At 30.0% G+C, this 8610-nt stretch carries 9 protein-coding genes; all 9 read right to left on the bottom strand.

Features of this window, described 5'->3' with window-relative positions; all coding sequences use genetic code 11:
* Positions 1 to 51: 51 nt before the first annotated feature.
* A complete protein-coding gene (locus tag OWM07_RS08275) occupies positions 52 to 417 on the bottom strand; it encodes a prepilin-type N-terminal cleavage/methylation domain-containing protein (RefSeq protein ID WP_423303271.1) in 366 nt (121 codons plus the stop codon).
* 5 nt (positions 418 to 422) lie between these two features.
* On the bottom strand, positions 423 to 1640 hold the full coding sequence (locus tag OWM07_RS08270; protein ID WP_423303223.1) for a type II secretion system F family protein: 1218 nt from the start codon (positions 1638 to 1640) through the stop codon (positions 423 to 425).
* Entirely contained in the window at positions 1640 to 2122 is a 483-nt protein-coding gene (locus tag OWM07_RS08265) for a type II secretion system protein (protein WP_423303222.1), read from the bottom strand. Before OWM07_RS08265 ends, OWM07_RS08270 begins: the two co-directional genes overlap by 1 nt.
* 280 nt (positions 2123 to 2402) lie before the next feature.
* The gene (locus tag OWM07_RS08260) at positions 2403 to 2984 is read right to left on the bottom strand and encodes a Uma2 family endonuclease (protein ID WP_423303221.1); all 582 of its coding nucleotides are present in this window, start codon (positions 2982 to 2984) and stop codon (positions 2403 to 2405) included.
* A gap of 198 nt (positions 2985 to 3182) precedes the next feature.
* Positions 3183 to 4169 (bottom strand): YhdH/YhfP family quinone oxidoreductase, encoded by a 987-nt coding sequence (locus OWM07_RS08255; protein WP_423303220.1) that lies wholly within the window; start codon positions 4167 to 4169, stop codon positions 3183 to 3185.
* Positions 4170 to 4171: 2 nt separating this feature from the next.
* Complete coding sequence (locus tag OWM07_RS08250) at positions 4172 to 5281, bottom strand: ABC transporter substrate-binding protein (protein ID WP_423303219.1); 1110 nt, start codon at positions 5279 to 5281, stop codon at positions 4172 to 4174.
* Between the two features lie 109 nt (positions 5282 to 5390).
* Positions 5391 to 6287 carry a formyltransferase family protein gene (locus OWM07_RS08245; RefSeq protein ID WP_423303270.1) on the bottom strand — a complete coding sequence of 299 codons (897 nt, stop codon included), beginning with the start codon at positions 6285 to 6287 and terminating at the stop codon, positions 5391 to 5393.
* Positions 6284 to 7999 carry a DUF2207 domain-containing protein gene (locus tag OWM07_RS08240; protein WP_423303218.1) on the bottom strand — a complete coding sequence of 572 codons (1716 nt, stop codon included), beginning with the start codon at positions 7997 to 7999 and terminating at the stop codon, positions 6284 to 6286. Before OWM07_RS08240 ends, OWM07_RS08245 begins: the two co-directional genes overlap by 4 nt.
* Positions 8000 to 8010: 11 nt before the next feature.
* Entirely contained in the window at positions 8011 to 8562 is a 552-nt protein-coding gene (locus tag OWM07_RS08235) for a LemA family protein (RefSeq protein WP_423303217.1), read from the bottom strand.
* Between the last annotated feature and the right edge of the window lie 48 nt (positions 8563 to 8610).

Genomic DNA, 8610 nt, shown 5'->3' with positions numbered 1-8610 from the left:
AATCTAAATATTCTACTAATTATCAACAAATAATGCTGCTGCACAGCGTCTTTATTTGTTCTTTTCAATATAAACTTTCCCTTTGTTTTTATCATATTTTAGCACATTTCCATTTACAACAAAATGACCATTTTCAAATTTTATAACACTTAAAATTGATTTATTATCTTCAGTAAGTAAATAACCATTTTTATAAATTTCATCCAATTTTTCAGGGTATTTCCCATTCTTTACTTTGTAAAGGGTCAAAATTAAGTTAATATTTTTGATGTCATAAGTAATAGCAGTTTGAAACATCTTTTCTTTATAGATTTCATATCTTTTGTAAATAACAGCAATCATTACAGCTATAACTAATAAAACAATTACAACTTCAATTGGTGAAAAGCCTTTTTTATCATTTTTTTTCTTAAACATGGGCACTATCTTACAGCTTTAATCATATCCCACATTGGCAAGAATACGCCAAGTGCAAGCAGCAATACCATACCAGCAATAAATACAAGTAAAATTGGCTCAAGAGCTTGAGAAAGTGTCTTGATAGAGTAGTCAACCTCTTCGTCATAATAGTCTGATAACTTTATGAGCATTTCGTCAAGCCTACCTGTTTCTTCACCAGATTCCACCATATCTGAAACCACAGGAGGAAAATATTTGGATCTCCTAAAAGCTGATGCGATATTTGAGCCTCTGCTTATCTGCTCTTTTATATATAATAATTCTCTTTTTAAAATATTATTTCCTGTAATTTCTGATACTATATCAAAACTTGCTGTAATATTTATCCCACTTCTATAAAGTAATGCCAAAACTCTTGAAATCCTTGATAAATATATTTTTTGAATTAATTGGCCAATTATTGGGATTTTGAAAATATTTTCATCGATATAATTTTTACCTTTTTCAGTTTGTTTAAACTTATTAAAACTGATAATTGCACCAACAATTATTAAAATTATCACATACCAGAAGTTTTGAAAAAAACTATTAATCCAAATAAGAATTTTTGTTGGTAGTGGTAGCTCTGTATTAAATTTTGCAAACATACTAGCAAACTTTGGTATGACAAAGGTAACTAAAATACTAAAAGCAATAACAATAGCTCCAATGACAATTTTTGGATATCTTGTAGCAGTTTTTATCCTGTTTTTCGTTTCAAGCTCCGATTCTAATATAGCTGCCAGTCTTTGCAAAGTGATATCAAGCACACCACCTTCTTCACCAACCTTTATCATATTTACATAAAGGGGTGAGAAAATATGTTTTTGTCTATTAAATGCGTTTGATAGTGGGAGACCTGCATCTACATCATTTTTTATCTGGTTAATACTTTGAGTGAGTTTTTCGCTAAAGCTCTGAGTAGATAATCTTTCAAGAATTTTGATTACAGGAATACCAGCTTCAAATAGTGTAGCAAATTGCCTGGTAAAAACTATGAGCTCTTCTAACTTAACCTTTGAGAATCTATTCTTTAAATTTTTAAAACTGTAGAAGATTTCGTCAAATAAGCTTGATTGTTTTAAATCTAATACTTCTATGCCCTGGTCTATCAAAAGCAAAGAGGCGACATTTTCATCTGCCGCCTCTATAATCCCTGAAACCTTTTCAACACCCTTTTCACCAAGGTATTTAAACTTCATTATTGGAGTTCAATTTTACCAGTTGAAACATCATAAGTAAAACTACTATAAGAATTTGTGTTTTTTAAATTGTAAGTGCAGGTTGTCCCATTAAAAGTTACAGTACCTATATCATCTGTTGATAATGATGCTAGTTCAAGTAAATTTTTACAATCATCATTACTATCTAGCGTTTTATCTGTACCAATAGGTAAACAATTTTTATTAAAATAATAAGATGTTCCTTCTATTGAAATAGAATCAGTTCCACCATCAGTATCAGAAGTACCTTTCACAGAAGATGTTCCTTTAGAATCTTCTAATAAACATTTAGACTTTGCTACATTTATGGCAGCTTTAAAACCACCGACTATACCTTTTGCCGCAGCATCTTTTGCATCATCTTGCAAATTGACAAATTTTGGTAATGCTACAGCTGCCAAAATACCCAAAATAACTATTACGATTACCAGCTCAATTAATGTGAAACCTTTTTTGTCCATTAAATATGTACCTCCTATATTAAACTTTATTTAATTTTAATTTAAATATTTTTAAATGTCAATATATTTAAATTAAATGTAACAAAAAGTTAAAACATTTTTAATGGATTTGTATAGAATAATTGTTCAAGCTATTTAGATTGCTTCGCTGACGCTCGCAATGACCATAAATTGCAGTCATTGCGAGGAGTTGAACGACGAAGCAATCTCAATAAATAATAATCAAGATGTAAAGAATTTTTAAAACATATTTCTCAAGCTTTATTATACCAATATCGACTTATTTATTTTCTTGTTCTTCTTTTATTTCTTTTTCAAATACTTCCCATAATGGAATTTCGATATCAAAAGTTTTTAGTTTTAGGGTTTCATCCCAGTTAAATCTTTCTGGAACACCATATTTCCCTTCAGATAAAACATATCTTTCAACAATTTCAAGCTCAGGAAATACAAGAATATACTCTTTTACTCCAAAAGCTTCGTATAAATCTTTTTTAATTTTTGTATCTTTATAAGCAGTAGATTTTGAAACTATTTCAATGACTAAGTCTGGTGCACCTTGTATATTTTTATCTGTTATTTTATCTTTATCACAAACAATAAAAATATCTGGTAGCACTACATTAAAATCATCTAAAACAACATCTGTTGGTGCTTCAAAAAATTCACAGCTCTTTAACTTTGATTTATTCTTATAAAGTTCTCCAGTAATATTTCTGCTTATTAATTGATGTTTTGTAGATGGGGAAGGGCTCATATTGTAGGCATTTCCATCGATTATTTCCCATCTTTCTTCATCGGGCCAAGTAAGATAATCCTGGTAAGTGTATTTTTTATCAGCTTTCTTTGCTAAAGGACACATTTTTTATGCTCCGAAAAAATTTTATTTTAAATAGATTATAATCTCGTAATAATTAAATATTATTAAATTCTTAAGATTATTATAGTTTATAATTGGTTCTATTTCAAGATAATATAACAATCACAATAAAACTATTTCAAGAAATAATGCGGAAATAAGCTATTTTAAAATAATACTGAATATAAATTTTAGTTATAACTAATTATGATGTAAAATTACTCTCCCTTTGATTTTCCCTTGCAATATCAAATCGATTTTTTCGTTTATTTGATCTAAAGTCACTTCTTCATAAAAACCATCAGGAAAATCTATATTCCAATCGTTCGCTATCTTATCCCAAATATATTTTTTAAACTCAATATCACATTCAACAGAATCGATCCCTAAAAGGTTTACTCCACGAAGAATAAATGGAAACACTGTAATATCAAGCTTTGGGGATTGAGCAAGGCCACAGGTTGTAGCAGAACAGCCGTATTTTAAAGCTTTTATAGCTGATGCCAATATAGAGCCACCAACAGTATCAACCACACCGTCCCATGTTTCTCTTAAAAGAGCTTTTTTTTCATCGATGATATCATTTCTATTTACAATCTCATTTGCACCAAGAGATTTTAAAAACTCTGTTTGGTCTATTTTTCCTGTTGCTGCAACCACCTGATAACCTTCTTTTGCAAGTATTGCTACAGCAATAGAACCCACACCACCTGTAGCGCCAGTAACTAAAACTTTGCCACCATCTTTAAGGCCAAACTTTTGTAATTTATCAACAGACATTGCAGCTGTAAAACCAGCTGTGCCATAAATCATAGCCTGCTTAAGTGTGAGATTTTCTGGCTTTTTAACAACCCAGTTAGCTGGCACAGAGATATATTCACCAAAACCACCTGGGGTGTTCATCCCCAGGTCGTATCCTATAACAATTACTTCATCCCCCTCTTTAAAATCGTTTGTTTTTGACTTTACAACAATTCCAGCAGCATCAATACCTGGTGTGTGAGGGTAATTTCTTGTAACTCCTTTGTTACCTGTAGCTGATAATGCATCTTTGTAATTTAATGAAGAGTAATATACTCTAATCAATACATCATTATCTGGTAAATCTGATATCTGTTTTTCTTCTATTTTCCTTTCAAATGTACCATCTTCGTTTTCATAAACTACTAAAGCTCTAAATTTCTCCATCTTTACCTCCGAATTAATTTAAATTTTCCATTTACTACTTTTATTATTACCATAGAATCTTCATCAAGTCCACAGTGATCTTTTGCCGAAAAATTATATGTTCCTGTAACACTAACGAAATTTTTTATTTTTTCAATAGCATCAGCTAATGGTATATTCTCTTTTTTTGAGATTTCTAAGCCTTTTAAAATAAGTTTAAAACCATCATAAGCATATACAGCATGAACTGATGAATCTTTTATAAGCTTGCCAAATTTTTTGTTGAACTCAATAAGTAAAGGTTTTTGTGGATCGTTATCTGGGAGCTGGTCAGCAACAATAAACTTTGTTGCTGGCAAAATAGAACCTTCTGCATTTTTACCAGCTAACTTGATATAGTAATAATCTGCAAGTCCATGAGATTGAATTAACAATATATTTTTATTTAACTCTCTCAAATTATTAGCTATTTTAGCACCTGCAGAGCCAACTGTCCAAGCAAGTATCGCTTGTGGTTTTTTATTTAATAATTTTGATAATTGAGATGTCATATTAGCATCAGTTTTGTTAAATTTTTCTATACCAACAACTTCTATATTTTTTGATAATACCTTAAGAGAGTTTATGCCATCTTGTCCAAACCCCCCAGAATCAGCTATTACACCTATTTTTGTTATATTATTCGCCAACAGGTAGCTTTCTATTTTTTTAATTGCGGTGGATGTTTTTTGTGGAGATTTGAAAACATATTTTTTCACTGGCTCAACTACAGAGGTACCACCTACAAGTGTCATTGTTACCACCTTTGATTTCTGTACAAGAGGGATTATTGCAAGAGCGCTTCCTGTAGTGTTTGGACCAATTATAATCTTTACTTTATCTTTTGATATCAATCTTTTTGCAAATTGGATTGCCATCTGTGGATGACTTTTTGTATCATAAATAATAAGCTTAATTTTTTCTTTGTTATTTTTATTATAATCTTTAACTAATTCTTTCAAAATTACTTCAGCTGGTTTGCCTAAGTGTGATGCTGGGCCAGAGATTGCAAGTAAAGCACCAATTTTTATTTCGGCAAAAGCAGTAATACTGATAAAAACTGTCAGAAAAACTGATAAAATTATCCTTAACATAAAATCCTCCACTATATGTTAAAATATATTTAACTTTCTTGGTTAAGAAATATCAAACAATGTTTAATCTGTCAATACGATTTTGATTGAAATATATTTAAAATTTGCTTTAAATTTGGTTCAATATGGTATTTTCTTCAATTGGGATTTCTTCGAATTTGTATATTTTATTGTTTAATTCTAATTCTGAAACAATTATGGTTCCACTGCCACATGCTACTTCAATACCGTTTTTAGTTTTATTTATAACTGTTCCTGGATATCCATAATCTCCATCCCATTTTTCAATATGAGCTTTCCAAATTGTTATTTTTTCATTTTTACTTATAGCGAATGCTCCAAAAAATGGGTGGGCATAAGCTCTAATATGATTATAGACTGCATAAGCTGATTTGTTAAAATCTATAATAGCATCTTTTTTTCTCTTTCTAACAAGGTAAAAACCTAACTCATCATTTTGAGGTTTAGTTTCGTTTAGATTTACTCTGTTATTCAATAAGTTATCAATAAAAGTTGCAATCTTTTCTATATATTTTTCAATAAAATCAACTGGGTAATCATCAAATTCTATCTTTATAACATCTTGAAATAAAATTGGTCCAGCATCAACTTTATCTATTGGCTCATAAATTGTTATACCACTTTTTACAACACCTCTAAAAAATTGCTCAGATATAGCTCCATACCCTCTATAATAGGGTAAAAGGGAAGGGTGTGCGTATAAAACTTTAAAGCTTGTATTTACTTTGATGAAAAAATCTTTTGTCCAATCAATACATAAAGCCAAATCAATATCTTTTATTTTATTTTTTACAAATGAATATTTGTTTCCATCTAAATATATTATACTAAAATCTCTTGCAAACTTTGAAAAATCATAGATTTGATTTGTTCTTTTAGTATTTGGATGATATGTAAAAACTCTCAAATCTTTTAATCCACTACTGCTTAAAGTCTCTAATAGTTTGTAGCCTATAAAATTATCTAAAAACAGAGCAAATCTCACCAACTACCGCCTCCACCTCCACCAAAACCGCCTCCACCAAAGCCACCACCACCTGAAAATCCGCTACCGCTACTGCTTGATTGAGGTGCAGAGGTAAAAGCAGTATTCATAGATTTTATAGAGTGATCAATACTATTTACAAAATATATTGTATTAAAAGTATGATAGCTACTGCCACGATACCAGCTTGGTGGCTCAGTGATTAAATCTTTAAATTTCTCTGCTACTTTTTCTTCTATACCGAGCGCTATGGCAAAAGGGAGTATTTTATCAAAATAGTTTGGATCTTCTTTTAGCAAAGCTTTTAGTTTTGGTTTTTCCACTCTTTCTATAAACTCTTTAAACCCCTCTACTAGCTGATAAATTTTGCTACCTTTAGTTGTTTTTTTAGGCATTATTCTAGCAAAAATAAATACTATAATTGATGATAAAATAAAAGATATTGGATAATCTAATCTTCCAAAAAATATTCCGCTGATAATTCCAATAACAAAGAGTAAAATAGCTACAACATAGGAAAGTGAAGTTAATATTTTCGAAGTGCTATCGTAGTAATCTTGTAGCGTTAATTCAGAATCAAGCTTTTCCCTAGCTTCATTCATATATGTATAAAAATTATCTTTAAGCGTACTTATTTTAACACTTTTTGTGCTACCAGGGAATAAACCGTTGAATATTACCTTTTCAAAACTTTTTGCTGTTTCAGGTAAGTCTTTTAATCTGTTTAACACATAATCTTTCTTTTTGAAAATTAAGCCGTCCCCTTCAACCTCTTCAATCTCTAAAAAACCTTTTGCTGCCCAGTAGAATATTAGTGAAATCAAATCTCTATTATCCACTTTGTCATCTATCAAAACTCCAGCTTCAGCAGGTGTGATATCATCAGGCAGTTTATACTGAACTATCTTAATCATTTTTGTATCTTTTCCAAATTTATTCCAGAGCAAGAAAAATATAATAAACACTATTAAAGGTAATACATAGATGTAGTTGTTATAGATAATAAACTTTAATTTTGTAAAAAAGGAGCCTTTATCTATTAACCCCTTAGGAAATTTAATCCCTACTGTTATTCCATAACCAGCAGGCAGGGGTGAAATGGTTTCTCCAGAGATATTCCCTTCTGATACAGAATACTTTGTATTATTTATTTTAGAAAATCTTTTTCCACTAAAAATAAAATATTCTGATTCATCTGGCTCGAAATTTGCAGGGAAATTTATATTAAAAGTAGCCTTTTCAATCTTTACAGGCCATTCAAAACCGATAACATTGTAATAAAACTCTGAATGGTCATCAAAAAAGTTAATCGCCCCATAAACCTTATAGTTGATTGTATATCTAATATCACCATTTACATATCTGTTTTTATCACCAATACGGATATAAAGATAGTTCCCTTTTTTATATATCTTATTTTTAAATCCGGGTGTTTTTATATCGTAAATGTAGAGTTTGTAATTTTTGCTATAAATAAAGGGTCTTGATAAATCATCAGCTTTGTTTTCCACTTTGTATTTATAGGGTATTTTCCTAAAAATACCATGTCTGGGTGAGTAAAAATGCACTAAAATATCTTCCTTGATATCCAAAACAGAGTTTTCGTTAACAGTGATATCCACATCATATTTTTTAATATAAAAATATTCAGCATGAGCTATTGCAGTAAAAGCAAAAAATAGTATTGCAAGAAAGTTTATAACTATTTTCATTTCAACCCTTTTTAAGAAAAACTTACTTTTACATTTTCTTTTTCTTTTTCCTCGATTTCAAAGAATTCACACTTTTTAAAGTTAAACATGTTTGCAATAATTACAGATGGGAAAGATTCACATAAGATATTGTAATCTCTTACTACAGCATTGTAGTATCTTCTGGCATTTTGAATGTTATCTTCAATTTCGTTTAAGGTGTTTTGAAGGTTTAAAAAGTTTTCGTTTGCCTTTAAATCAGGATAATTTTCTGCCAATGCGAAAATTGTTTTTAATGCACCTGTCAGCATATTTTCTGCTTGTGCTTTTTCTTCTACATTTGTGGCGTTCTTGGCCATATTTCTTGCTTTTATTACATTTTCCAAGGTTTCTTTTTCATGTTTTGCATAACCTTTTACAGTTTCCACTAAATTTGGTATTAAATCGTATCTCCTTTTTAGCTGTACATCAATTCCGCTCCAGGATTCGTCAACCTGGTTTTTAAGCTTTATAAATTTGTTGTAGTAATAAATGAGACCTAAGATAATTAGTATTATTAAACCTAAGATAATGTATCCTATCATCTTTACCTCCATCACTTTCTTGTTGCAAAATCCATTATAATTAATAAT

Source organism: Deferribacter thermophilus (assembly GCF_049472675.1).
Lineage (GTDB): Bacteria > Chrysiogenota > Deferribacteres > Deferribacterales > Deferribacteraceae > Deferribacter > Deferribacter thermophilus.
The sequence above is the reverse complement of the archived record's forward strand: the minus strand, read 5'-3'. Positions and strand labels throughout refer to the sequence as shown.

Coding starts and splice junctions, on each gene's coding strand:
- OWM07_RS08275 (WP_423303271.1), bottom strand. CDS start 417: ATGTTTAAGAAAAAAAATGATAAAAAAGGCTTTTCACCAATTGAAGTT.
- OWM07_RS08270 (WP_423303223.1), bottom strand. CDS start 1,640: ATGAAGTTTAAATACCTTGGTGAAAAGGGTGTTGAAAAGGTTTCAGGG.
- OWM07_RS08265 (WP_423303222.1), bottom strand. CDS start 2,122: ATGGACAAAAAAGGTTTCACATTAATTGAGCTGGTAATCGTAATAGTT.
- OWM07_RS08260 (WP_423303221.1), bottom strand. CDS start 2,984: ATGTGTCCTTTAGCAAAGAAAGCTGATAAAAAATACACTTACCAGGAT.
- OWM07_RS08255 (WP_423303220.1), bottom strand. CDS start 4,169: ATGGAGAAATTTAGAGCTTTAGTAGTTTATGAAAACGAAGATGGTACA.
- OWM07_RS08250 (WP_423303219.1), bottom strand. CDS start 5,281: ATGTTAAGGATAATTTTATCAGTTTTTCTGACAGTTTTTATCAGTATT.
- OWM07_RS08240 (WP_423303218.1), bottom strand. CDS start 7,999: ATGAAAATAGTTATAAACTTTCTTGCAATACTATTTTTTGCTTTTACT.
- OWM07_RS08235 (WP_423303217.1), bottom strand. CDS start 8,562: ATGATAGGATACATTATCTTAGGTTTAATAATACTAATTATCTTAGGT.